Genomic DNA, 24,454 nt, shown 5'->3' on the forward strand with positions numbered 1-24,454 from the left:
GGTAATCGTGGGTTTGCCGAATGCAAAGCACACTTAAACTTTATTGTGTTGAGGGTTGATCACGTTGCTAAAGAACAGCCACTCCTGTTCCAGCGCATGCGCCAGGTTATTTGCCTGTCGGAAGCCGTGCCGTTCGAGTGCATAGAAATGCCCCTCTGCCTGAACACCCTTGGCCTGGAGTGCTGCGAGCATTTTTCGGGTCTGCTCCGGTACCACTACCGCATCCAGTTCACCCTGGAAGAAAATCACTGGCGCCCTGATGCTGTCTGCATGCAGAAGAGGGGTGCGTTGGCGATAGCGTTCGGCATCCTGCTGCGGGTCGCCGATCAGCCAGTCCAGGTAATCCCCTTCGAACTTGTGGGTAGCACGGCCCAGGGCAACCGGGTCGCTGACCCCATAGAGGCTGGCGCCGGCGCGGAACACGTCATGGAACGCCAAGGCGCACAGGGTGGTGTAGCCCCCAGCACTGCCGCCGCGGATGAACGCCTTGTGCTGGTCGACCAAGCCCTGAGCAGCCAGGTATTCGACCGCCGCGCAAGCATCGGCCACATCGCTCTCACCCCAGCGCAGGTGCAGCGCCTGGCGGTAGTCCCGGCCATAGCCGGTGCTGCCCCGGTAGTTCAGGTCGGCCACGGCAAAGCCGCGTTGAGTCCAGTACTGGATGCGTGGGTCCAGCACGGGATAGCAGGCTGACGTCGGCCCGCCATGGATGAACACCACCAGCGGTGCGGCGCCCTGCGACTGTGATGGCGGGTAGAAGAAACCATGCGCCTGCTCGCCTTCACTGCCGTAGTGGAAAGACTGCGGCAGGCTGATCTGTTCCGCCGGCAGTATTTCGGCACCACCGGCCAGCACGCGTACCTCGTGGTTGCGGCGGTCAATGGCAATCACTGCCGGCGGGCTGATGGGCGAGGCGGCGATGGCATACAGGTGTTCGCTGTCCATGGCCAGGCTGCGAAAGCGTGTGTAGGCACTGGCGTAACGCGCCATGCGGCCATCTTCAGCACGCAGCCCCAATTGCCCGAAGCCGTCTTTGAACCAGCTGGCCAGGTAGCTTTGCGGCCCCAGCGCCAACCAGGTGCAGGTGCCCATTTGCCAAGGCGCTGCCGCGTGGTCGGCAAGCTCCGCAGGCAACACCTGCCAGTGGCCATCGACTTCGCCCCAGGGCTGCCAGAAGCCGTTGCGGTCGGACAGACAGTAGAGACGGCCTTCGTCATCGAAGCGCGGCTGCTGCAGCGATTCGTCATCGCCGGCCACGCACTGCGCGGGCCCCCAATGGCCACTGCTGTCGCGGACGCGGCACATCAGCCGGGTGACGGTCCAAGGCTGTGCCGGGCGGTCCCATTCGACCCATGCCAGTCGTTGGCCATCGGCACTCACAGTGGGTGAGGCATAGAAATCGGCGCCCTCGGCCAACACCTCGCGGCTGCTGTCACCCAACGCAACCAGACGATGCTCTACCTGCTCGGCATGGCGTTCCTCGACGGCCAGCACCTGGCCACCGTGCCACTGCACATCGCCGTAGCGGCAGCTGCCGTCCTGGGTGAGCGCACGCGGTGGCAAATCGTCCAGCGGCTGGGTGTAGACCTGCTGGTCCTTTTCGTTGACGAACACCAGCCCGTCGCCACCCAGGCAGAAGCTGCCCCCGCCATACTCGTAGACCCGGCTGCGCACGCTGAAGCCATCCGGGGTCAGGCATCTAGCCTGGTGGTACAGCCAGTGCCAGATACGGCAAGCACCATCGGCCGGGCGAAATTCAATCCAGAACAGCCCGTCGGCACTGACTTTGAGTTCCGTGAAGTCGGTGCCGGCGGCTACCGCCTGGGCCGCGCTGAATTCAGCCGCGGGCGATGACACGGGAGTTTCGATCATTGCGGAAGGTCATCTGTTCAATGGCGAGCTGGGCGGTTTCCGCCTCCTCGCGGGCCTTGAGGATGATGCCGTGGTCGGCCGACTTGGCGCACACAGGGTCGGCGTTGCTGGCATCGCCGGTCAGCATGAAGGCCTGGCAGCGACAGCCGCCGAAGTCCTTTTCTTTTTCGTCGCAGGAGCGGCATGGTTCGCGCATCCACTCATAACCACGGAAGCGGTTGAAGCCAAACGACTCATACCAGATATGGTGCAGGTCGTGGTCGCGTACATTGGGGAACTGCACCGGCAGTTGGCGGGCGCCGTGGCAGGGCAGCGCGGTGCCGTCCGGGGTGATGGTGAGGAACAGGTTGCCCCAGCCATTCATGCAGGCCTTGGGGCGCTCTTCGTAGTAATCCGGGGTGACGAAAATCAGCTTGCACGGGCTGCCCTCGGCTTTGAGCTGGTCCCGGTACTCATTGGTGATGCGTTCGGCCCGCTCCAGCTGTGCGCGGGTCGGCAGCAGCCCCAGGCGGTTGAGGTGCGCCCAGCCGTAGAACTGGCAGGTGGCAAGCTCGACGAAGTCGGCTTCCAGGGCAATGCACAGCTCGATGATGCGGTCGATCTTGTCGATGTTGTGCCGATGGGTGACAAAGTTGAGCACCATCGGGTAGCCGTGGGCCTTTACCGCACGGGCCATCTCCAGCTTTTGCGCAAAGGCCTTCTTCGAACCGGCCAGCAGGTTGTTGACCTGCTCGTCGCTGGCCTGGAAGCTGATCTGGATATGGTCCAGGCCGGCCTTCTTGAAGTCGGCGATGCGCGCTTCGGTCAGGCCGATACCCGAGGTGATCAGGTTGGTGTAGTAACCCAGGCGGCGGGCTTCGCCGATCAAGTCGGCTAGGTCCTGGCGCACCAGCGGTTCACCGCCGGAAAAACCGATTTGCGCGGCGCCCATTTCCCGCGCTTCGGCCATCACCTTGAACCACTGTTCGGTGCTCAGCTCCTGGCCCTGGGCGGCGAAGTCCAGCGGGTTGGAGCAGTACGGGCACTGCAGTGGGCAGCGGTAGGTGAGCTCGGCCAGCAACCACAGCGGCAGCCCGACCTCGGGCGTGGGCGGTAACTCAGGCGAGGACGATCCAGTGTTCGGCACGGGCCACCTCCATGAACTGCTCGATGTCTTCGGCTACGTCCGGAGCATCGGGGAATTGCTGTTCGAGTTCGCTGATGATTGCTGCCACGTCACGCTGGCCGTCGATCAGGCCACCGATCAGGCTGGCGCTTTCGTTGAGCTTGATCATGCCCTCGGGGTAAAGCAACACATGGCCCTTTTGCGCTGGCTCGTACTGGAAGCGGTAGCCAGGGCGCCAGTTCGGCACCTGCTTGCGATCAAAACTCATAGGGTGATCCCCTTGTGCCACACCCGGTCCTGGGTGACGGAGTGATAAGGCGGGCGGTTCAGCTCGTAGGCCATGCTCATGGCGTCGAGCATGCTCCAGAGGATATCCAGCTTGAACTGCAGGATCTCCAGCATACGCTCCTGGCCCGCGCGGGTGGTGTAGTGCTGCAGGGTAATCGCCAGGCCGTGCTCCACGTCACGGCGGGCCTGGCCCAGGCGGGTGCGGAAGTACTCGTAGCCGGCCGGGTCGATCCACGGGTAGTGCTGCGGCCAGCTGTCCAGGCGCGACTGGTGGATTTGCGGGGCGAACAGTTCAGTCAGCGAGCTGCTGGCCGCTTCCTGCCAGCTGGCGCGGCGGGCGAAGTTGACGTAGGCGTCCACGGCAAAGCGTACGCCTGGCAGTACCAGCTCCTGGGAGCGTAACTGGTCCGGGTCGAGGCCGACGGCCTGGCCCAGGCGCAGCCAGGCTTCGATGCCACCGTCCTCGCCGGGTGCGCCGTCGTGGTCGAGCAGGCGCTGGATCCACTCGCGGCGTACTTCGCGGTCCGGGCAGTTGGCCAGGATCGCGGCATCCTTCATCGGGATGTTGACCTGGTAGTAGAAGCGGTTGGCTACCCAGCCCTGGATCTGCTCGCGGGTGGCGCGCCCCTGGTACATCGCCACGTGGTACGGGTGATGAATGTGGTAATAGGCGCCCTTGGCGCGCAGGGCCTGCTCGAATTCGGCAGGTGACATTGGCAGTGCGTCGCTCATTCGGCTGGCTCCTGTAAAGCTGAGTCTCGGCTCGATCCCACAGGGGAACTAAGTTGCTTGTGCGAGCTCGTTGTTACAACTCGATGCTCATGCCATCGAAGGCAACTTCGACGCCCCGGCGCAGGACTTCGGCGCGCTCGGGTGAGTCTTCGTCGAGAATCGGGTTGGTGTTGTTGATGTGGATAAGTACCTTGCGCTGGCGCGGGAAGCCGTCGAGGACTTCCAGCATGCCACCGGCCCCGTTCTGCGCCAGGTGACCCATTTCGCGGCCGGTGCGGGTGCCCACACCGCGGCGCTGCATCTCGTCGTCTTCCCACAGGGTGCCGTCGACCAGCAGGCAGTCGGCACCGTGCATCATCGTCAGCAGCTTGTCGTCTACCTGCCCCAGGCCTGGGGCATAGAACAGCTTGCCGCCGGTGCGAGTGTCCTCGACCAGCAGGCCCAGGTTATCGCCCGGGTGCGGGTCGAAGCGGTGTGGTGAGTAGGGCGGCGCGGCGCTGCGCAGGGGGAACGGAGTGAAGCGCAGGTTGGGGCAGGCGTCGATCACGAAGCTGCCTTCCAGCTCGATGCGGTTCCACTGCAGGCCACCGTTCCAGTGGCTGAGCATGTTGAACAGCGGGAAACCGGTGGTCAGGTCCTGGTGGACCATGTCGGTGCACCACACCTGGTGTGGGCAGCCCTCACGCAGGCTCAGCAGGCCGGTGGTGTGGTCGATCTGGCTGTCCAGCAGGACGATGGCGTTGATGCCGGTGTCGCGCAGGGCCCGGGCCGGCTGCATTGGCGCAAAGCCTTGCAGTTGGGCGCGGATGTCGGGCGAGGCATTGCATAACACCCAGTGCACGCCGTCGTCGGACAGGGCGATGGATGATTGAGTGCGCGCCGTTGCCCGCAGGGTGCCGTCACGGTAGCCCTTGCAGTTGACGCAGTTGCAGTTCCACTGCGGGAACCCACCACCGGCGGCGGAGCCGAGAACCTGGATGTACATGGCCACTCTCTATGCAGAAAACCGTATCGTAAAAACGAAAACGCCCCGGCGGGCCGAGGCGTTGAGGCGCAAGCCTGGCTTAGCGGCTTGCGAAGTACATGGTGACTTCGAAACCGATACGCAGGTCAGTGTAAGCAGGTTTGGTCCACATGGAATTACTCCTTCCGAATGAGGGTTGGGTTGCTCAGCTACTACTTGGGTACCGCCATGGCTCGGCAGTTCCCTGAAACTGGGATTGCGCTATCTTACAAGAAAAATTTGTACTGAAAGGTTAATTATTCGAAAAGCGCCGTTGCGATTGGCGTAACAATCGAGAGGTTGTTCACGGCCATTCGAGGGCTGGCGCGGCAGCGTTGGCCAAGCAGAGCCAAGGGCAATCCTTATCGAGCAGGGTGCCCAGCAGCTGGTCCAGATCCGTCTGCCGCGTCTTCAAGATAGCCTTGCGCAGCTCATCCAGCCTGCCAGGTTGTGTAGCCAGGTGTGTCTGCCATGCCCATTCGGCAACGTCGGCGTTGGCCATGGCGGGCTCGTCGAATTGCCCGGCCAAGGCCAGGCGAGCGCCCGGATCCAGCGTGATGCCTTGGCGCAGGAGGGTAAACAGGTGGTCGAGGATCTGCGCCTGGCGGGTATGCGGCGACTGCACGCCAAACAGCAGGCCGCCGACGCCCTCGACCTGACGAAAGGTACTGAATACCGCGTAGCCCAGTTGCAGCTCTACCCGCAGCCTTTGGTAAACCGGGCCTTGCAGCAGTTGTGCGAGCAGCCGCCCGCTGGCTTCGCTGGCCGCAGGTAGCGGGCAGAACAGCAGCAGGGCGTGTTCACTTCCCGGTACTTCTGCGTGCTGCCAACGGTGTCTGGCCCATTTCGGCAAGGGGCCAGGCAGCGAGCCTTGCCCAGGGCACTGCTGCAACGCGGTGCCCAAGGCGCCCAGAGCGACATCGTCGAACCCTGTGGCAAGGCCATGCCAGTGTGTGTGCTGCCACAGGCTGTCGAGTTGCGGCTGTGCCGGCGTGCAGGCAGGCATACTGGCGGGGTGGGCGCCCAGTACCGCATCGGGCAGTTGCTTGAGCAAGGCCCTGATGGGGATCAGTGGCGGTGCCGTTGCCGCGTAGGGCCGCCAGCAGTTTTCTCCTGGCATGAGCATGAGTGCCAGGGCCTGCTCCACAGCCCGAAGCACTGCTGCCGGTTGCCCTGCGCAGCGCAATTGCCAGTATTCGCCAACAGCACTGAACAGCAGTTGCACCGACGCGCGCTCGCAACGCTCCTGCAATGGGGCCAGCGCTTGTTCCAGCACCGCCTGCATGCGCTGGCGCAAGGGCGAAGGCACGTGCCAGCGCAGGTACAGCGCAGCGCACTGACGGGTACCAGGCAGCACGTCGCTGGTTTTCAGGGCCGGCGGTAGAGGTTGCGCTGGGGCATTGGGCACATCTGCCATGAGCAAGGGGTCGACCGGGGGCAGCTGCCATTGCCCGTGCGCTTGGCTCGGCAGGCCCTTCAGCAGTGCACTGAGGGCCAGCAGACCTTGCGCGTCCAGTTTGGCGAACGGCTGGCCCGTGCTGTCCCGGCGGGCCAGCTCAAGCGCGCCGGCGCTGCGTGCGCGGCTGCGCTGCAGCAGGCCGAATGCGTGGTTGATCTGCTCAAGGTCGGCCTGGCGGATGAAGCCGAACCAACCTTGCAGCAGGGCATCTGCTTCCTCCTGGTTGGCGCTTGCGCTCAGTTGCACGTCAATGCGCCAAAGTAACTGCCCGGCGAAGTTGTACAGCATCTCGGCCTTGAAGCTTTGCAGCCAGCCACGTTGGCGCAGCGCATCCAGCCAGGTACCTGGGCGGTTGTCACCGAGGCAGCTGATCAGTAATTCCAGCGCCTGCTCGGCACCTGCCGGGAGCTGTTCATGGGTAAAGACCAGGCGCGCGCGCGTTGGCGACAATGACGGTGGCAGCGTTTGTGGCACCGGCGTGCCCGTTGCGAACAGGCTGGCATGCTGCCTGCCCAGCTGTTCTAGCTCATCCAGAGACTGTGGGCCACACAGGCTCAAGGTTATCTGGCCGCCTTGGTAATACCGTTGGTGAAAACCTTCGAGGGCTTGCTGGAAGGCGGGGTTCTGCAAGGCCAGGGTGTGCCGGTTACCGGCGTGAAAAGCGCCTAGCGGATGGCCCTGCGACACCGATTGCAGCAAGGCGAACTGCTGCTGAGCCTGCGGGTCGCGCGACCAGGCAATGAACTCGGCGTGGATCACTTCGCGTTCGCGGCGTTGGCGCTCGATGCCCAGGTCGGGCTCGGCCAGCATCTGGCACAGGCGCTCAAGCCCTCCGGCCAAGGCATTGGTCGGGACTTCGAAGAAAAAGTCTGTGGCGCGCTCCCGGGTGCTGGCGTTGACCTGGCCGCCGAGAGCCTGGACGTAGCGCATCAGGCCGTCGTCCAAGGGGAACCGCGCGGTGCCGAGGAAGAAAAGGTGTTCGAGGAAGTGGGCCAGGCCGGGCCACCTGGCGGGCGCGTCGTGGCTGCCCGCGTGCACCCGCAATGCAGCAGCCGAGCGCTTCAGGCGCGGGGCGTGGCGCAGGGTCAGCTGCAGGCCGTTGGCGAGCGTGAGATGGCGAGTGGTGTCAGGCATGGGAACTCCGATAACTGCGGTCCATGCTAACCCATTTGTTTGCAGGCCCGGCCCCAGTCAGCTTTTACGCAAGTGCAGTTCCTGGCGCAGGTCTGTCAGGTAAGGAAATGCCTCCCGCCCCTGCACCACCCGTTCATGCTCCAGCTCCGCCAGCAGCAGGCATTCATCCCGCCCGGCCATGGCCAGCAGGCTGCCATCCGGGCCGATGATGCTGCTCTGCCCGCAATACTGGATCGGGTCTTCCGAGCCGCAATAGTTGGCATACACCAAGTAGCACTGGTTTTCCTGCGCCCGCGCCCTCACGGTCACCTGGCAGATGAAGTCGTACGGGGTCATGTTCGCCGTCGGCACCAGGATCAGTTCGGCACCGTCCAGCGCCAGGCGTCGGGCGTTCTCCGGGAACTCGATGTCGTAACAGATCAGCAGCCCGACTTTCCAGCCGTCCAGTTCCACCACCGGGAAGTGGTCGGGGCCTGCGCTGAACATCGAGCGGTCCAGATCCCCGAACAGATGGGTCTTGCGGTAGTTGCTCAGGCTGCGGCCGTGCGCATCAATCAACTGCACACTGTTGTAGATCGCACCATCATCGCCGCGCTCGGGATAGCCGTAGACAATAGCGATACGGTGCGCCTGGGCAATCTCCACCACGCCCATCGCCGCCGGTCCATCGCTGGCTTCGGCCAGCCGCTCTACCTGGGCCAGGCCGATGTTGTAGCCGGTCAGGAACATTTCCGGGCACACCAGCAGTTGCGCGCCGCGCTCGGCAGCCAGCTGGGCCTGGTGGTGCAGCCGTTGCAGGTTACCGGGCACGTCCAGTGGCTTGGGAGCGCCCTGGAACAGAGCAATGCGCATGGTGCCTCCTTGTGTCAGTCTGCCAGGGCGATCGGGCCGATCTCGTCAAACACATCGCCCGGGCCGGGGTTGTCCGGGTGGGTCTGGCCACCGAAGTGGTTCATGATACCCCACACCGCATTCAGCGATGTCTGCACCGCGCCTTCCACCCACGCCGGGGTCCACGACACGTCGTCACCGGCGATGAACATGCCGCGCTGCTCGGCAGGCATGTCTTGCTGCATGAAGTGCGCGTACATGCGCTGGTTGTAGCGGTAGTGGCCCGGCAGTGCGCCTTTGAAGGCGCCGAGGAAGTGCGGGTCTGCCTCCCAGGAAATAGTGATTGGGTCGCCGATGATGTGCCCGGCGATATCGGTCTTGGTGTAGATCTTCTTCAGCGCATCCAGGGCCAGCTGGACGCGCTTTTCCACGGGGTGCGGCAACATTTTCAGCGCGTCGCTCATCCAGGCGTAGGACAGGCAGATCACACCCGGCTTGTCGTCGCCGTTGTCGAACAGGTAGGTGCCGCGGGTGAGGCGATCGGTGAGGGTCATGCTCATCAGGTCGCGGCCGGTTTGCGGGTCCTTGTCCTTCCAGAACGGCCGGTCGACCATGACGAAGGTCTTCGACGACTGCATGTAGCGGGTGCGGTCCAGCGCCATCCACATCTTTTGCGAAAACAGCGATTCCTCGCAGTCGATCTGGGTGGTCAGCAGCCAGGTCTGGCAGGTGGCGAGCACGGCGCCGTAGTGGCGGGTGTCGCCCCAGTTGTCGGTGACCGCCAGGCGGCCATCAGCGGCACGGGCAATGCGCTTGACCCCGGTGCGCGGCGCACCGCCGTGCAGGCCACTCAGGCTGGTGCCCTCCGGCCAGTGGGCGCAGCGCTCAGGCACATGGCGCCAGATACCTTGCGGCACCTGCTCCACTCCGCCCACGACCAGGTGTTGGTGGTCGTCGCAGTTGGTCATCACCACGCGGAAAATTTCCAGCATCGAGTTGGGGAAGTCCGAGTCCCACCCGCCGGTGCCGAAGCCGACCTGGCCAAACACTTCGCGATGCTGAAAGCTCAGTTTGGCGAACGAGCGCGAGGTGGCGACGAAGTCGTAGAAGGTGCGGTCATCCCACAGTGGGACCAGCTTGTTCCACAGTTCCTTCAGGCGCGGTACATCCCGGTCGCGGATGGCCTGCTGGATGTCGGCGAACTGGGCGCCGCTTTCCAGCGCATCGGCCCAGGCGTCGGCTACTTCGTGGAACAGCTTGGGCAGGTCGGTGGTTTTTTCGGCGTAGTAGGTCTGGCCTTCCAGGTCGATCACTGTGCTGCCCGAGGCCGGGGTCAGCGGGTTGGGGAAGGGCTTGGTTTCCAGGCCCAGCTTGTCCACGTAGTGGTAAAAGGCAGTGGACGACACCGGAAAGCGCATGCCACCGAGTTCGGCGATGATCCCGTCGGTGCCGTTGAAGGCTTGCGAACGCAGCCTGCCACCCAGCTTGGAGGCCTCGTACACCACCGGCTTCAAGCCCAGTTTCATCAGCTCGTAGGCCGCCACCAGGCCGGCGATACCAGCACCCACGATTGCCACTTCCTCACCGTGACGCTCAGCTGGGATGCTGCCCAGGCCTGCGGGGTGTTCCAGCCAGTCGTCGAAAGCGAAGGGGAAGTCCGGGCCGAAGATGGTGATCGGCTTCTTGCCGTCGGCGGGGTGGCGGTTTTTCTTGTTCATGAAGTGACCTTGCCAGAGGGGCTGCGCGGGTGGCGGAGCCTGAGTATAGGAGATGGCTGGAGGTCATTTTAAGGCGTGGGGGAATCGTAATTAAGGTGCATATTGGCGTCTTAATGTATTACTTTTCGTCGAAAAAGTAAGTTTAAAATTATTTATGACGAAGTGCTTGTAGTGCGATTTGCTATGCCTATCAGGTCGAGCGCCGCCCGCGCGGCGCTCGATCTGATAGGCGCAGTAAATTGCAAGGCAAGCACCTGGTGGCCTCATGCGGCCTCTCTGGCGGGCATAAGTACACTTTGGACGGGGTCTGATCAGCCAATTCCTACACCCAACGCTCGAATTAAAGAATTACCCTACGCTCGCTATCGCCTCAGTCTGGCATCGCGGCAACGGCTTCATCGTTAACTTCACCGGGTCGCCGAAAATTCGGTGATCGGGCGTGAGAACCCGCTGATCTTTCTAGAGGCGCACTGTTATGGCAGCTGTGCGCGGGCAGGCTTTGCCTGGCCGGGTATGCGCCTCCAAGTTCGCCGGTTCTCACCTCGCGCATGGCTGCCACCCAATTCCCGTGAGAAGGAAGCGATTGGCCGCCAGTCATCCCTGTGATCTGGAGGCTATACCATGACTGACCGTTTGCCCGATCAACCTGTAAAACTGCAACCCACCGCTGAAAAGCCCTTCTGCAACTGCGAATCCAGCCACCCGCCGCTATTCGCCATCCGTCCTGGCATCGACGCCGCCGACGCTCTAGTCCACGCCTGCCTGCTGGCCCGTGGCCTCAACCAGATTGCCACTGACTACGCCCAGCACCACGCCCCCGAGCGTAGCCGAGACATCGTCTGGTCGATGCAGCATTCTGCCGAGAGCCTTTCGGCGATTCTGGAGGGGCTGCTCGACGGCCAGGAGGCCTGATTGATCAGAGCGGCTGTCCGCGATCCACCTTGCTGCTGAGAATGATCGACGTGGTGGTTTTTTCCACCCCGTCGACACTGCCGATCTGGTCGAGCAACTGGTCCAGTTGCTCAGGTGAGTCCGTAAGCAGCCAGGCCACATAGTCGAATTCGCCGCTTACCGCACACAGCTGCTGCACCTGGCCCATGGCACTCAGGCGGCGTACCACTTCCTTGCCGGAGCGCGGCTGCACCTTGATCCCCACATACGCCTGCAGCCCGCCACCCAGCACCCGCTGACCCAGACGTACGCCATAACCGGAGATGACCTTGTTCTTCTCCAGACGCTCCAGGCGCGAATTGACGGTGGTGCGGGCGATACCCAGCTGGCGGGCGAGGGTGGCGACACTTTCGCGGGCGTTGATTTGCAGCAGGGCGATCAGTTGGCGATCGATTTCATCCAGCGTGATGGAGCGGGAATCCGACATGGCGAGTCTCTTCGGTTGGCCTGCTAGCCTAGCCAGCGAGTGGCAATCAGGGCAAGGCCGGAGTGCCGTGTACTCAAGGACAACAAGCTGCGCTTTCTCTTGACCCCCGCGGCGGCCTGGCCCGGCGTCATGCCCGGCACATGCAGCAGCGACCCGGGGCAGGGTGTGCACGGAAAAAGCGGGCGTGTTTGCGCAGTTGGTCTACAGGCAAAAAAAAGCCGCGCATTTGCGCGGCTTTCGTATGTGGTGGGCCCACACGGACTTGAACCCTTATGTGGTGCACAAATTGTCCGGTCGGATACTGTCCGTCCGGTCTAGGTGCTCTCACAAGGCCCATGAACCGTGTGTTTCTCAACCATGAGCGAATCCTAGCAGCACGATTTTATAAATGCAACACCGGTGTGGCATTTATATGTGACAATTTTTGAAAATTATTTCGGCCCGAGAGCAACACCCTGGGGCCCTGCCCCAGACCCCGCTCTGCGCCGCCCGAGGGGCTCGGGAAGCGGTGAGGCAGAGCCTAACCACTTCCAGAGCCAAGGCTGTTCGCTTCGCTCGACGAGGTGTTGTCAATAAAAATAACGGTTTCTACCCGTGCTGCGCACAGGTAGACACTCCGTGATTTTTTTTGACAATTCAGATTCGGTGGAGGGGCTTGTGGCCGCTCAAATCAAACCGAGAAGCCAACGCAGAGGGTATCGCTGCGGTTCGGTCGAGCCACACCCCGCTGCACGAGCTCCTGGGTGCTCAGAATCAAGGCCAGGCGCTTGGATCGTGAGATGCCGGTGTACAGCATGCTGCGCTCTACGAATTCGCTTTGGCTCAGGGAGCAGATGATGGAGGTCTGGTACTCGCTGCCTTGTGCTTTGTGGATGGAGATCGCGTAGGCAAGCTTGACCCCCAGCAGGAACAAGTCCATCCGGGAAAGAGTCACTTCGACTCCATTGAAGGTGAACATGCCTGCGATCTCGCCATCGATGGCTGTCACGCCTGACATCACGCCAGTGGTTCCGTTGAACAGGTTATGCTCGTAACTGTTCTGGGTGACGATGACGGGATCGTTAACACGAAGCCAGTATTTGCCCATCAAGATGCCTGGCGTCTCGTCCGTGTGCTGAAGGACACTCTGCAGATGATTGTTGATCTTGTGGCCAGAGTCCGGCATGCGATCTGACATGTGCGGCGTCAGGATCTGAGCATCAGGGATGATCCGCTTGATTCGAGTCAAATGGGTAAGCAGATCCTGGGTGGTCGCGCAGGGAATGAGGTATACGCCATCGCGCTCACCATTCCAGATCGGCAGAGTGCTAATTTGCCCTGAGCGAACCTGCATGGCGATCTTCTGCAGGTGGCTATCGCCTACTGTCCTGTGAACCTTGGTCAGGTGAGTTGACGGTATCGCCTTCGACTTGGCCAGCGCGTGAAAGAAGACTCCGTACCCTACCGGGGATAGCTGACCAGTATCGCCGACCAGGAGAAGTGAAAGCTCCTTCTTGGCAAATGCATTGAGTAGCTTGAGCATCAGCGCGATGTCGACCATGCTGGCCTCGTCGATGATTACAAGCGGGTCTCCACCGCTGCTAAGACCAGACGACTCACTGCTGATTTTGATCAGGAAGCTGTGGATCGTATAGGTGTCTCGATCAGTCGCCTCCCTTGCTCGCTCCTTGGCTTTTCCGCTCAGAGCCAGGACATGTACTGGGCGGTACTCCGAAGCGATATCGACGATGGCCTTCAGTACGGTTGTCTTTCCCGTGCCTCCGAACCCAGTGAGCGTACTGATTCGGTTCGTAAGTGCCATTAGCACAGCGCCCTTTTGCTCCGGCGTGAGCGAGTGGCCAGAGGAGGTCTCAATCTGTGCGCAATAGTCTTCAATGGCCTTGGTAAGCTCTTGAGGCGAACCATGGAGGAGAGACGTCTGAGCGGACAACAAGGATGCGACACGCTGCTCAAGCTGACTCTCGACAAGCGCAGCACCCAGCGGCTGTATGAAAGTCACTCCGTGGAGTTTTTTGACGCACACGGCACGTCTATCAAGAGCAGAGGTTATGGACAGGTCGACCAGCCCCGGAGACGGGACTTTTTGCGTCAGTTGAGCTTTCAGGTCATCAACTGAGCAAGCGGTGTGGCCTTGATCCAGGCGGATATACAGCAGGTATTCGACCAACCCTGCCAACCTGCGCGGGTCATCTGGCTTGATCCTCAGTTTGGATGCCGCAGCCTCTACAGTTCTCCATAGATTCGGATGAACACCATGAAACGCCACCAGGCTGTAAGGATTGCGCTTGAGGCGCTCCACAGTGTCTGTCTGGCAAACCTTCAGAATACTTTTGGCAAGACCAGGGTCGAAATCATGCTCCATGAGGAACTCAATGGTTGAGATCTCGTTCTGCAGTGATGCCCAAGCATCTACCAGTTTCTGCGCCAGATCAGCATTGATCACTTCAGCTAAGTGACTGGCTCTCCCAGCAGTCAGGGTCTGAGCTAGGTTCTCAGCACCGAATTCCCTAACGAGTTTCGCTACTTTGGCCTTACCAAATGCTAGCCCCCGGAATGCTGGATGCTTAATGAGCAGGCGCTCGATGTATGCGGCCACAGGCAGGTTAACGATATGGCAGCTTTCGACCAGAACAAAATTCCTGAACTGATCGTGACCAGCAATCGATCCTTTGACTTGCCAGCACTCGCCTGGCTGGGGGACACGAGTGATTATTTTGTAGCTGGCCTTGCAGGTGAAGATCTTATTCTCACCAATGATACGGCCAGAGAAGATGGCCCCGCCGATGCTGCCAGGCTTCACTGAGCTTACTTGCACGACACTCGACAGGTTGCTCATAAGATGAATGACCGCCCAGAATCAATCATCATCTCCTGCTGGCTGCTGAGCTCAGCTGCAGTCGAACGAAGCATACGTACCTCGGCTGAGAGACGCTCTACCTGATCTCGTAGCAGTTCGTTTTCCTTCGATTTCTGCTCCAGCATGGAACGCAGCCGGCTGGCTTCCTTGCTCTTCGAATCCGCGATGTCCACAAGCACAGACTCAGCGTCTTTAGGTGCGCAAAACTCGCTGCCAATGCGACGAATATCCTTGGCGATCACCTGCTCAAGGGTGTCTCCCTGCGGGCAAAAGACTTTCTTGGCGCTTTCTGAGAACCACTGCCGGCGATTGCCGCACTCGTCAGCAATCTTGCTGAAGTTGACATCTCCAAACTGGTTCACAGGAAACTTTTTGCCAGCCTGCTCGAGCTGCATGACATAGTCTCTGTACCGCTCGAATGGGGAACTCTTCAAATCACTGCTCGCCATGGCCTGTCTCTTTTGCTTTCAACCACATGATGAATGGCTCGACGACCTCAGTCGGCACTAGCCCCTCAACTGGTTCAAGGTCGTCGAAAGTGCAGCTGATCTTCTTGGCCTGAATGTCAACCGTGAACATACCGTCACTTTTATCAAGCACTAATTTCAGAGCTCGGCAGGTTTTATCAAACTTCGACATGAAGCCTTGATCCACATGCTTTGTGTCCGGTAGGGCCGTCGGTGACGCACCATGGCTACGGAGGGCAGAGCGAAGAGCTTCAACCTCCTTCCTCAGTCTCTCGGCCTCAGCTTGAAGCTGGTCTGCTCGTTGAACAGCCAGTTTTCCGACAAGCTTGTCCTTCTTCGACTCCATGTTCCCAGCGGAATCCCAGTGCTTGTAGAAGATAGGCCCGATGAGCGCCCAATAGTCAGTGCTCTGTACTAGAGTTCTGTAGCCAATTTTCTTTTCGTTTACAGGTAGACCGTCATTGTAAAGCTCGGCACAGAACCTAGAGTAAGGAGTAATCCCATCGAACGAGGTTTTCCCTACGAAAGCTTTCAGCTTAGGAATGACCTCTTCTTTGATTCGTGTGATCCTGTAGTCGCGATTCCGCTTTTGAGAGCCAGCAAAGCGATTCTGGCCCTTTTTAGCTCCTTTGCTCATGCAGGGACACCTCCAGGGCTAGAAATTAGCTTCAGGATCGCCGTAGGGCGCTCCAGGGCCATTGGCTGAGCCAATGCATCACTCAGTTCGTGCATTGAAAGACCGAGGACTTCACACGTAGACCGAATCAGACCCCTGAATTCATCGATCAACGTGAACCCTGTGGGAGCTTCTTGCAACAGGCGGTTAAAATTCCCAGTGAACGCCAGAAGCTTGTTTCTCGCGACCTGGATCTGTTTATCCAACTGTGGGGTGAAATACTCTGCATGTGACTTGGCTTCCGCTGTGCGAGCAATCAGGTTGGCAAGTGAGCCGTCTTTCAACTCCAAGCGTTCCAGTCGCTCAGACACGATCTCAGGCTTTTCTACAAGGAAGTTCTCACGTGTTTTGATCTCGCTATGCATTTGCTCAAGGCAGTGAGCAGTAATGCTCCACGAGATGATCTCTGCCGCGAGGAATTTTCGGCGATTGACTTTTTGCATGAGGCTTTCAGGCGATGCACCGTTCCTTTTGGCCTCGGCGATATGAGCTTCCAACTCGCTGCATTCGTCAGTCATCACACGGATGACGCCGTAGATCCTGGGCAGATGGTCGACAGTCTTGACCGAGTAGTAACACCCCCCGCATGGCATACTCACGCCTGGTATGGCACCCAGGTCTTTTATGACGTCCGCAGGGCAGTGATTTCCAAACGGGCAAATGTGAGTAGGCATGAAGGCCAATGACTCGATGGGGCGCTGCTTTGCAGCCCTCACGCCAGATACCACATCGTCTTTGGTCTCACGGTCGAATGAGATTGCCCCAAAGTCACTCAGGGACTGTGCTTTGTCTCTTCGGAAAGCCTGCTGCAACTTCGAAGCAGGGTCTTCAGCCTTGATCATAGACATCGCTGGGCGCTCAACGAGCAAGCCCTGCTCGACGCTCATCTTCTGGTACTGAGACACTGTCTTCAGATACTCAGGGTCGACTTTGGCGTAATACATGACGTGTTCAACAGTGGCATGGCCAGTGATGAAGTTCCCAATAATGTGCGGTGGCAAGACCCTGATGAACTCAGATACTACAGACACCCTGCAGGAATGTGGGGTGTGCTCGATTAGCTTGCAGGCTTGCCCCTCAAGCTTCACCGCCGCCAAGTAGTCGATAGGCTCGTCGATTGTTTCCAGGTCGCCCAGCGCCTCAGGCATTGAGTTCGTCGGATCAATTCCCAGTTGGTATCTACAGAAAAGGTCAAAGGAATAGATTAGCCTTTTGAAATATTTCCCATAGGCCTCTGGAGTCAGCACACCAGGAGTTTCTCCCTTGGGGAAAAGCGTGATGATTTTTCCGTGCTCGTTGTCCTCATGGTAGTCATACCAAGTCTCGACTTCCATTGACGGGTCGTTGAACCAGGGGATCATCGCCTTTTGGCGATCCAGTAGCTCAATAACCGACTTCGAAACAGTGGCATCCCACGGGCCGTTTACTTTGTCGGTATTGATGTGCAGCTTACAAAGTGGAGGGAGAGGCCTCGACCGATCAATATGCTTGGCATAGGTGCGCTTCTCCAACCACCGAATGTGGATGCTTCGAATGCCTGTCTCTAGGGCAACAATGTTATGTCTTATGTAGTTTGGCTGTGGGTAGAACACCCACTTGTCGTTGCGCTCTACTGTGTGCTCAATAATTGGTACAACGAACCTTGGCAGAAGTCGTAGCGCCTCATATTTCATGGGGCGGTTAACTTCAGACTTTGGCAGCGAAGCATCGAATGATGGATTTCGATAAAATACAACAGGGATATATCCAAGCTTTTCAGTTTGAATTACTTTTTGGGCCTCGTTCCAGTTTTTGGTTTCGATGTCGGCCCTGTATTCTTTGTCGAACAGATTTATCTGCTCGTCATAAACTTTTTCTGCAACATATGTTGTGAATGATTCAATTGCATAGCAGTATTGCAGGAGGTACGGGAAATGCTCTGAATGAAATGCCGGCTTATTGGAGCTGTTGCTTCTTCTGACGATGGGATAATCAATCTCCAGTATCGGGCAAACGAAGCCGGCAAGCTTTTCGTCTGCGCTCGAGTTTGCCACTAAGTAGTTAAACAAAGTGACAATATGATACATGATTTGCTGGACGGTTGTGTTTGACCGGCCTCTGCGAAGAAAAGTCAGAAAGCCTGTGAAGCCATCGCCTTCCATGTGTCTTCTATTCAACTCACCTGGGTGAGGAGGAGTCAATCCTGTGGCAGTAGGATACTCTCCGAATAACCAGGTGTTCAGGACAGCAAAGCTTTTGTTGTATGCGCTAAAAGACTTAATTCCTCGAGACTTCTGCAGTTCGGTGAATTTGCCCTGATATTTCAACCAGGACTCTACGCTATCCTTGTGCTCATCAGGGTAGTCATACTCACCCGAGACCAGTGCTTTTCTGCTCGCGTGTAAATCATTTTTAGCGCGAAGAGCGACTTGGCTACACCTGTCAGGATACAACCTCTGAACGTAGTTCCAGAATGCGGCTGGGGCAATAGGGTATTTGAACCAGTCAATATCACCTCTGCGCATCAAGACCAAGTGGTCGACCAAGTCCGAGATGTCATCTGGATTGATGTCTTCGATTCGATGCCAGTCTGTGCAGCGAATCATCCGCCATGCATACCACTCAAAGTTCTTGACAGCTGTAGGCTTCATTACAGAGAGGATGTCTGGAATGCCTTCATAAGCGACATGTGAGACAAATGGCTGGCTCACGAATGCCAGCACCTCGGTGTAAGATGCTGCAGCGAACTCAAAGTAATTGGTGCCTGCGTCCTCGTTGTGAACTGTAGGCTTCCTCAGGTCAGCCGGAAGTAAGACGGCCCGCTCTTGCCAGAGGAAGTGAAGGATCAAAATGCAGTCTCTGCTCAGCCTCTCCAGGGAGGATTTGTTGAGCCAGTCGACAGACGCTTTCGGAACCACCTGTTTCGCAACTGCCAGAGCGGCAGTCTTCTTTGTGCAGGCCAAGGCGTTACGCACCCACGCCTCGTCGTAGACGGGGGCATTAGAAGCGCTCAGGTGATCATCGAATAGACGCACGATGGATGCGTTGTAGTATTCGTTGCGGGCACCGCTTGTTACCTTGCTTGGAGAGATGTAGTTCGTATCGAACAGCTCTCTGCAGACGCATGCCTTGGCTTTGGTGATCGCCTCTTTGATCGACCGCTCCAAGGCCTCTCCAGTCTTGATGATCTGGATGTCCTTGGTCAGGTTAATCATTTTTTGCCCCTTCAATGCGGTTCGCTTCGTCCTTCAACACCTCAAGCTGACGCATGAAGAACTCCTCGCGGATTGTCTTAAAGGAGGCATCGCCCCTTTGGGTGACGTGCTGGTTCGCGTGCTGGATGTAGGCATCGATGATGTCGGTATCGTGCTTCGCGTACTTCATCGTGGACGTGATACTGGCGTGCCCCATCAGAATCTTCACGTAGGTAATGGGTAGGCCAGGAATGCTCTGACCAGGGACGGGCATGTAATTCAGCGTGTAGGTTCCGTACATGTGCCTAAGTGAGTGAGGGCTGATGCCTGTGACGTCCGGCAAGCCTGCCCTCAACGCATACTTCTTGAAGGTTTTGTCGCGACTGCTCCTGTCGCTTGCGAAGAAAGGCCTGCCGTCAGTGTTTTGAAAGAGGAAATCATGGCCAACGCTGGCGTTGTATTCGAGGGCCAGGTACTTCTCGAGGCTCTCCCAGAATATTCGAGCGAATGGCTCAATCATGAAGGTGATCTCAGTCTCTCGGCCTTTCCAGGAGAGAAGCTTGTGCTCCTCTTCAGTGAGGCCAGGTGTCTTCCTCGCAAATGGGTCGCGAAGAAACACGGCGAACGCGTCATCATCGATGTCTGGCATTCTCACCTGCAGGGCCTCGCTGGAGCGGGCGCCTGTCGCACCAAGAAGGGCGTACAGAGTCATGTCGCGGTAGAAGGTCTTGGATTTCCCAGGCTTGGCCTGCTTGACCAGGTCGACGGATCGTTCGATGGGGAATGGAAGGGTCTTGAATGGCTGCTTGTCATTTTTCCTGTCCCTTCGTCCCGCTTGAGCAAACAGCCTGTCTTTCTTGCGCTTTGGCAGGACTGAGTTGAGCGAATCACGAATGACTGCGGCCATCCAGGAATTGGCCTTCTGGGCAGAGAGCTCGTACTGGCTTCGGTACTCAGCGCGGCTCGAGTAAAACCGACTGAACAGCTGGTCAGGCGCCGAAATATTCTTCGACTCTGCTACCTGCAGAAACCATCGGATCGACGACTCAATGGTCTGCGCGATTGAGCTTTGCCCTGTGAGCCTGACTTTCCCCAAGCTGTAGGCCAGCGTCTTCGCTATCGGGTTCGAGGCTCCTGTCCCAAACATCAGAAAAGCCTGGTAGCTGTAGATGATGGTCTCAATGGTGACCTCGACATCTGCAGGAAATGGGGTCTTTGACGCCTCGTAGACGTAATCGACGAACCGCCCGACGTGTTCCGAGTAGGCCTTCTCAGTGTTGGGGGCATAGCCTCTACGTGCCAGCCATGCCGTGTAGTCGGTGAACGGTTTAAACTCCCGCGCCTCGTCGGGGATGCCAGGGTCGAGATGAAGCAGGAGGTAGTTCGCTTCACTCGTCAGTGGCGCATCGACCAGGATGAAATTTTTCATGAGCTCTCGTTCCAAATACCACACCCTTTTTAGCTTTGGGTGTTGCACTTGCCATGTCAAGATCGAAATCTCAAATTGGCGAATTTTTGGAACGCAGAAAGCTCCGTCAGCGTGGTCATTGACCTTCTGAGGAGTGCGGTAACTGGTTGATTTTGCTGGGGTATGGGGCCACTGGAGGGAATCGAACCCTCGACCTGCCGATTATGAGTCGGATGCTCTAACCGATTGAGCTACAGTGGCACTGAGGCATTACAAACTAACAAAAATGGGCTTCAAATACCACACTGGCATTCGTACCACATAAGAACCGTGGACCAAAGGATTATGAGTCCTCTGCTCTAACCAACTGAGCTATAGGCCCTCAGTAAGTGGCCGGATTATAACGGGGGTTTCGCACCTGTGCCATCTGAAAGATCCGATAGTGCTATGCGAAGAAACGCTGTCGCGAACTCCTTGGGCGGCAGTGGCAGGCTGACGATGTAGCCTTGGATCTGCTCGCAGCCCTCGGCCGCCAGGAAGCGTTGCTGGGCCTGGTTTTCCACACCTTCGGCAATGATGGTCAGTTGCATGCTGCGGCCCAGGGCAATGATTGCACGGGCGATGGCGGCATCGTGCGGGTCGTCGGGCAGGCCGCGGATGAACGACTTGTCGATCTTCAGAATGTCCAGCGGCAGGCGCTTGAGATAGCTCAGCGATGAATAGCCGGTGCCAAAGTCGTCGATGGCCAGTTGCACGCCCAGTTTTTTCAACTGGTACAGCACGGCCAGGGCCTCTTCAGCCTGGCTCATGATGAAGTTTTCGGTGATCTCCAGCTGCAAGTCACCTGCCTTGAGTTGGTGATGCTTGAGCAACTGTTCGATGCGCCGTGCCAGGTGTGGCTGGCGTAGCTGGGCGCCCGCGAGGTTGATCGACAAGGGGCCGAAGGGTTCGTAGTGCTGCTTCCAGGCCTGCATCTGCTGGCAGGCCTGTTCCAATACCCAGTCGCCGAGCTGGAGGATGGTGCCGTTCTCCTCCGCCAGGTGGATGAAGTGCTCCGGGGGCACTTCACCAAAGGTCGGGTGGCTCCAGCGGATCAGCGCCTCGGCGCCGACCAGGCTCTGGGTCTTGAGGCTGAGCTTGGGCTGGAAGCACAGGCTCATTTCGTTGCGTTCGACGGCACGGCGCAGTTCGTGTTCCAGAGCAATCCGTTCGCTGGCCTGGGCGGTGAGGTCGCGGGTGTAGGCCTCGACGCGGTTGCGGCCCTTGGCTTTGGAGCGGTACATGGCAGCATCGGCGTTGCGGATCAGTGTGGCAACGTCGCTGCCATCCTGTGGATAAAGGCTGATGCCGATGCTGGCGCTGGTGAAAAACTCATGCTCACCGGCCTGGAACGGTGCGATGAAGCAGGCCAGCAGCTTGTTGGCGATGGTACTGGCGTCACTGGGCTTGTGCAGGCCGGGCAGCAGGATGATGAACTCGTCGCCGCCCAGGCGGGCCACGGTGTCGACGTCACGCACCTGCTCCTTCAGGCGCTGGGCAATGCCCTTGAGCAGCAAGTCGCCGACCGGGTGGCCAAGGCTATCGTTGATGTGCTTGAAGCGGTCGAGGTCGAGGAACAGCACCGCACCTTGGCGGTTGGACACCTGCGCGCAGGTGAGCACGGCCTGCAGGCGGTTCTCGAACAAGGCACGGTTGGGCAGGCCGGTCAGCGGGTCGTGGTGGGCCTGGTAGTCGAGCTTGGCCTGGGCATGCTTGAGGCTGGAAATGTCGGCGAACACAGCCACGAAGTGAGTGATCTCGCGTTCGCTGTTGCGCACGGCGCTGATGGTCAGCCAGCCGGGGTACAGTTCGCCGTTCTTGCGCTTGTTGTAGATCTCGCCTTGCCAGTGACCCTCGGCGGTAAGCTGGTGCCACATGGCGGCATAGAAGGCGCTGTCGTGCTGGCCGGATGCAAGCAGGCGCGGGGTCTGGCCGAGGGCTTCGATTTCGCTGTAGCCGGTGATTTCGCTGAAGGCACGGTTGACGGCACTGATGCGCTGGTCGATATCGGTGATCAGCACGCCTTCGGCAGTGTTCTCGAACACGGTGGCGGCCAGTTGCAGTTTTTCCTGCATCAGGTGGCGCTCGGTGATGTCGCGGGCGATGGTCAGCATGCAGTCGACGCCGGCAATCGGCAGGGGCCTGGCGGACAGCTCGCACAGGCGGACCTGCCCGTCGCTGCGGCGGATGTGGCAGGTGAAGTCACGCACGAAACCGTCGCGGTTGAGCTGGTCGACCAGGCGTTTGCGTTCGTTGAGGTCGACCCAGATACCCAGGTCCAGCGAGGTCTGGTCGATCGTCGGGTTCAGGTCATAGCCGGTCAGACGGCAGAAGCCTTCGTTCACCTCAAGCAGCAAACCGTCGCTCTGGCGCGACAGCAGCAGGCCGTCGGGCGAGGCGTGGAAGGCCTTGGCGAACTTTTCTTCTGAAGTTTGCAGCTGCTGCTGGGTCTCCTTGAGCTGGCTGATGTCGCGAACGGCCACTACCAGCGCGGGGGTGCCGTCCAGTTCGAAGGTTTCGGCCGAAGTCAGGCCGGTGAAGAGTTGGCCATTACTGCGGCGAAAGCTCATCTCAAGGTTGCGGATGCCACCTTGGTGCAGGCGCTCAAGCAGCGGCGGGCCGGAGCCTTCGACGCCCCACAGGTTCAGGTCGGTGGCGCTGCGGCCAAGCACCTGGTCCGGGTTCAGGCCAATCTGCTCTTCGAAGGCTTCGTTCACCTCCAGCAGGCAGCCGTCGCTGTGGCGGGCAATCAGTAGAATGTCGGGGCACTGCTGGAACACCGAGGCAAACTTTTGCTCGGAAAGACGCAGGGCGTCCTCGGTGCGCTTGGTTTCGCTGATGTCGATCATCAGCCCGCGCATCACCGGCTGGTGCCCGTGTTCGATCATGCTGACAATGTTGCGTATCCACAATGGCTGACCGTCGGCCCGTATCACCCGATAGTCCAGGCTGTGGTCGCGTCCGGCTGCGGTTTCGCTGTCGCAGTATGCCTGCGCCCAGAGCGCGTCCTCCGGGTGCAGGATGCTGCGCCAGAAGCCCGGTTTGAGCCAGTCGCCAAGCGGGTAACCCAGCAAGTCTTCGGCGTGCGGTGAGACATAGCTGTAGGTGAAGTCGTTGGCGTCGGCTTCCCAGGCGATGGCTGACAGGCTCTCGACCAGGCCGCGGTAGTGGTACTCACTGCTGCGCAGCTCCTGCTCCAGGGCGATGCGCCGGGAAATTTCCGAGCTGAGGCGGCGGTTGATACGGATGACCACGGCCAGAACGGCCATCAGCAAAAGGACTGTTGGCAAGCCATATACCAGCAGGTCGGACCAGAACATCCGTTGGTCGACCACGTTACCCACCCAGCGCTGCTGGATCTGGCTGACTTCGCCGCTGCTCATGTCAGCCATGACTTTGTCCAGAATGCCCACCAGCACTTTGTTGTCACGTGGTGCGGCCATGGCCAGCTGATAGCGGTAGGGCGTTTCACCACTGACGTAAAGGCCGTCGAGCTTGAGCTGTCGCAGGCTCCAGATGCTTGACGCCAGGTCGCCGACCACCGCGTCCACTTGATCGGTAGCCAAGGCCTGCAGTGTGGAGCTGACATTGGGCAGCGCCACCAGGTTGAGGTCGGGGTGATGGGTACGCAGCAGTTCGTGCGGGGCGTAATTTTCGACTACGGCAATCTTCAGGCCATACAGGTCGTCCAGTTTGCGCGGTTGGACACCGCCTTTGTGGGCGAGGATGACGATCGGGAAGTCGAGGTACGGACGGGTGAAGGCCAGGTAGCCTTGGCGTTCGGGTGTGGACATGATGCCTGGCAGCAGGTCGATGCGGTTATCCCGTGCCTGCGCCAGTACCTCGGTCCAGCTGCTGGGCTCGACCGGTTTGAGCGTCACGCCCAGGCGTTGCTGGATCGCAGCGATGTAATCGGCGGCCAATCCCTGGTACCGGCCCTCCTGGTCGCGAAACTCGAACGGTGGCCAAGAGGCGTCTACACCCAGGCTCAGCTGCGGGTGGGCAGCCAACCAGGCTTTTTCCTCGTCTGTCAGGGTCAGGGCGCCGGCCGTCGTGTTCCACAGAATCAGGAGCAGCAACAGAATGGCCGGCATAAGTGGCATAGCAGCCTCGCATTCTTGGGGTCTGACGTCGAGTGTAGACGGGCATTGCGCAAGCGTGGGGTAAGCGAGATACGTGTAGGTGCAGCCTTGTGCTGCGAAAGGGCCGGTATGGGCGGAGGTGTTCGGTGACCCGGATGGCCTCTTCGCAGCACAAGGCTGCTTCTACAGGGACCGCGAGTGCTTCAAAAGGCAGAAAAGAAAAACCCCGGCC

Annotated in this window: 17 protein-coding genes and 1 tRNA gene; 1 reads left to right on the plus strand and 17 read right to left on the minus strand. The window is 59.3% G+C overall.

Annotated features, from left to right (window positions below; genetic code table 11):
* Positions 1–33: 33 nt before the first annotated feature.
* From AC07XM_RS06510 to AC07XM_RS06550, 9 genes are all read right to left on the minus strand, one after another.
* A complete protein-coding gene (locus tag AC07XM_RS06510) occupies positions 34–1,872 on the minus strand; it encodes a S9 family peptidase (RefSeq protein WP_070086411.1) in 1,839 nt (612 codons plus the stop codon).
* Positions 1,838–2,998 carry a pyrroloquinoline quinone biosynthesis protein PqqE gene (pqqE, locus tag AC07XM_RS06515; protein ID WP_102688932.1) on the minus strand — a complete coding sequence of 387 codons (1,161 nt, stop codon included), beginning with the start codon at positions 2,996–2,998 and terminating at the stop codon, positions 1,838–1,840. The genes AC07XM_RS06510 and pqqE overlap by 35 nt, the downstream gene beginning before the upstream one ends.
* Positions 2,970–3,245 carry a pyrroloquinoline quinone biosynthesis peptide chaperone PqqD gene (gene pqqD, locus AC07XM_RS06520; protein WP_016484591.1) on the minus strand — a complete coding sequence of 92 codons (276 nt, stop codon included), beginning with the start codon at positions 3,243–3,245 and terminating at the stop codon, positions 2,970–2,972. The genes pqqE and pqqD overlap by 29 nt, the downstream gene beginning before the upstream one ends.
* The gene (pqqC, locus tag AC07XM_RS06525) at positions 3,242–3,997 is read right to left on the minus strand and encodes a pyrroloquinoline-quinone synthase PqqC (protein WP_012270176.1); all 756 of its coding nucleotides are present in this window, start codon (positions 3,995–3,997) and stop codon (positions 3,242–3,244) included. Before pqqC ends, pqqD begins: the two co-directional genes overlap by 4 nt.
* A 73-nt stretch (positions 3,998–4,070) precedes the next feature.
* Complete coding sequence (pqqB, locus tag AC07XM_RS06530) at positions 4,071–4,982, minus strand: pyrroloquinoline quinone biosynthesis protein PqqB (protein WP_016484592.1); 912 nt, start codon at positions 4,980–4,982, stop codon at positions 4,071–4,073.
* Positions 4,983–5,061: 79 nt separating this feature from the next.
* Entirely contained in the window at positions 5,062–5,133 is a 72-nt protein-coding gene (gene pqqA / locus AC07XM_RS06535; protein WP_008365141.1) for a pyrroloquinoline quinone precursor peptide PqqA, read from the minus strand.
* Between the two features lie 171 nt (positions 5,134–5,304).
* Positions 5,305–7,593: a pyrroloquinoline quinone biosynthesis protein PqqF gene (gene pqqF / locus AC07XM_RS06540; protein WP_102688933.1), complete on the minus strand. Its 2,289-nt coding sequence runs from the start codon at positions 7,591–7,593 to the stop codon at positions 5,305–5,307.
* A 57-nt stretch (positions 7,594–7,650) separates the two neighbouring features.
* Positions 7,651–8,445 (minus strand): carbon-nitrogen hydrolase family protein, encoded by a 795-nt coding sequence (locus tag AC07XM_RS06545; RefSeq protein WP_016484594.1) that lies wholly within the window; start codon positions 8,443–8,445, stop codon positions 7,651–7,653.
* A gap of 14 nt (positions 8,446–8,459) precedes the next feature.
* Positions 8,460–10,142 carry a flavin monoamine oxidase family protein gene (locus AC07XM_RS06550; RefSeq protein WP_102688934.1) on the minus strand — a complete coding sequence of 561 codons (1,683 nt, stop codon included), beginning with the start codon at positions 10,140–10,142 and terminating at the stop codon, positions 8,460–8,462.
* 621 nt (positions 10,143–10,763) lie between these two features.
* Here AC07XM_RS06550 and AC07XM_RS06555 point away from each other — a divergent pair.
* Entirely contained in the window at positions 10,764–11,054 is a 291-nt protein-coding gene (locus AC07XM_RS06555; protein WP_016484596.1) for a hypothetical protein, read from the plus strand.
* Between the two features lie 4 nt (positions 11,055–11,058).
* Here AC07XM_RS06555 and AC07XM_RS06560 read toward each other — a convergent pair whose 3' ends face one another.
* The 8 genes from AC07XM_RS06560 to AC07XM_RS06595 form a co-directional block, all read right to left on the minus strand.
* Complete coding sequence (locus AC07XM_RS06560) at positions 11,059–11,520, minus strand: Lrp/AsnC family transcriptional regulator (protein ID WP_016484597.1); 462 nt, start codon at positions 11,518–11,520, stop codon at positions 11,059–11,061.
* A gap of 670 nt (positions 11,521–12,190) precedes the next feature.
* A complete protein-coding gene (locus AC07XM_RS06565) occupies positions 12,191–14,356 on the minus strand; it encodes an AAA family ATPase (RefSeq protein WP_102688935.1) in 2,166 nt (721 codons plus the stop codon).
* Positions 14,353–14,826: a hypothetical protein gene (locus AC07XM_RS06570; protein WP_102688936.1), complete on the minus strand. Its 474-nt coding sequence runs from the start codon at positions 14,824–14,826 to the stop codon at positions 14,353–14,355. Before AC07XM_RS06570 ends, AC07XM_RS06565 begins: the two co-directional genes overlap by 4 nt.
* Positions 14,813–15,481 carry a hypothetical protein gene (locus AC07XM_RS06575; protein ID WP_102688937.1) on the minus strand — a complete coding sequence of 223 codons (669 nt, stop codon included), beginning with the start codon at positions 15,479–15,481 and terminating at the stop codon, positions 14,813–14,815. The genes AC07XM_RS06570 and AC07XM_RS06575 overlap by 14 nt, the downstream gene beginning before the upstream one ends.
* A complete protein-coding gene (locus AC07XM_RS06580) occupies positions 15,478–18,714 on the minus strand; it encodes a hypothetical protein (protein ID WP_102688938.1) in 3,237 nt (1,078 codons plus the stop codon). Before AC07XM_RS06580 ends, AC07XM_RS06575 begins: the two co-directional genes overlap by 4 nt.
* Positions 18,707–20,122: a tyrosine-type recombinase/integrase gene (locus tag AC07XM_RS06585; RefSeq protein ID WP_102688939.1), complete on the minus strand. Its 1,416-nt coding sequence runs from the start codon at positions 20,120–20,122 to the stop codon at positions 18,707–18,709. The genes AC07XM_RS06580 and AC07XM_RS06585 overlap by 8 nt, the downstream gene beginning before the upstream one ends.
* Positions 20,123–20,285: 163 nt before the next feature.
* Positions 20,286–20,362, minus strand: a tRNA-Ile gene (locus AC07XM_RS06590).
* Positions 20,363–20,499: 137 nt separating this feature from the next.
* The gene (locus AC07XM_RS06595) at positions 20,500–24,243 is read right to left on the minus strand and encodes a bifunctional diguanylate cyclase/phosphodiesterase (protein WP_102688940.1); all 3,744 of its coding nucleotides are present in this window, start codon (positions 24,241–24,243) and stop codon (positions 20,500–20,502) included.
* Positions 24,244–24,454: the final 211 nt, after the last annotated feature.

The organism is Pseudomonas sp. GW460-LB5 (assembly GCF_059423245.1).

Excerpts from the sequence above, each read along its gene's own strand:
- AC07XM_RS06545 (WP_016484594.1), bottom strand. The coding sequence starts at position 8,445 with ATGCGCATTGCTCTGTTCCAGGGCGCTCCCAAGCCACTGGACGTGCCC.
- AC07XM_RS06565 (WP_102688935.1), bottom strand. The coding sequence starts at position 14,356 with ATGAGCAACCTGTCGAGTGTCGTGCAAGTAAGCTCAGTGAAGCCTGGC.
- AC07XM_RS06560 (WP_016484597.1), bottom strand. The coding sequence starts at position 11,520 with ATGTCGGATTCCCGCTCCATCACGCTGGATGAAATCGATCGCCAACTG.
- AC07XM_RS06580 (WP_102688938.1), bottom strand. The coding sequence starts at position 18,714 with ATGATTAACCTGACCAAGGACATCCAGATCATCAAGACTGGAGAGGCC.
- AC07XM_RS06585 (WP_102688939.1), bottom strand. The coding sequence starts at position 20,122 with ATGAAAAATTTCATCCTGGTCGATGCGCCACTGACGAGTGAAGCGAAC.
- pqqD (WP_016484591.1), bottom strand. The coding sequence starts at position 3,245 with ATGAGTTTTGATCGCAAGCAGGTGCCGAACTGGCGCCCTGGCTACCGC.
- AC07XM_RS06550 (WP_102688934.1), bottom strand. The coding sequence starts at position 10,142 with ATGAACAAGAAAAACCGCCACCCCGCCGACGGCAAGAAGCCGATCACC.
- AC07XM_RS06595 (WP_102688940.1), bottom strand. The coding sequence starts at position 24,243 with ATGCCACTTATGCCGGCCATTCTGTTGCTGCTCCTGATTCTGTGGAAC.
- AC07XM_RS06575 (WP_102688937.1), bottom strand. The coding sequence starts at position 15,481 with ATGAGCAAAGGAGCTAAAAAGGGCCAGAATCGCTTTGCTGGCTCTCAA.
- pqqC (WP_012270176.1), bottom strand. The coding sequence starts at position 3,997 with ATGAGCGACGCACTGCCAATGTCACCTGCCGAATTCGAGCAGGCCCTG.
- pqqB (WP_016484592.1), bottom strand. The coding sequence starts at position 4,982 with ATGTACATCCAGGTTCTCGGCTCCGCCGCCGGTGGTGGGTTCCCGCAG.
- pqqF (WP_102688933.1), bottom strand. The coding sequence starts at position 7,593 with ATGCCTGACACCACTCGCCATCTCACGCTCGCCAACGGCCTGCAGCTG.
- AC07XM_RS06510 (WP_070086411.1), bottom strand. The coding sequence starts at position 1,872 with ATGATCGAAACTCCCGTGTCATCGCCCGCGGCTGAATTCAGCGCGGCC.
- AC07XM_RS06555 (WP_016484596.1), top strand. The coding sequence starts at position 10,764 with ATGACTGACCGTTTGCCCGATCAACCTGTAAAACTGCAACCCACCGCT.
- AC07XM_RS06570 (WP_102688936.1), bottom strand. The coding sequence starts at position 14,826 with ATGGCGAGCAGTGATTTGAAGAGTTCCCCATTCGAGCGGTACAGAGAC.